The 263-nt window shown below is 41.8% G+C and carries 1 protein-coding gene; it reads right to left on the bottom strand.

Annotation, left to right across the window (positions count from 1 at the left end):
* A partial coding sequence (locus VJI94_RS08475) for a HAMP domain-containing sensor histidine kinase (protein ID WP_324009046.1) occupies nucleotides 1–263 on the bottom strand: 263 nt, incomplete at both ends.

Here is a 263-nt window from a genome sequence, read left to right on the forward strand (position 1 = left end):
TATCCCTTGTATGCGGTGGTATTGGAAGCACGGAAGAAAGGATCAAAAATATAGCGCAGCTCTTTTTCCGGGATACCAATACCATGGTCTTCCACCACTACAATGCACTGCGTTTCGCTGGCATGCAGTGAAATGGTAACCTTACCATTATCAGAATACTTACAGGCATTCTGTACTACATTGGTAATGGCCAGTTTCAGTAAATTCTGGTTCCCGTATATGGTTATATGTTCGGTATCCTCTGGCAACCTTTCAAAATTAAT

This window comes from Parvimonas sp. D9, from assembly GCF_035282565.1.
Taxonomy (GTDB): Bacteria; Bacillota; Clostridia; order Tissierellales; family Peptoniphilaceae; genus Parvimonas; species Parvimonas micra.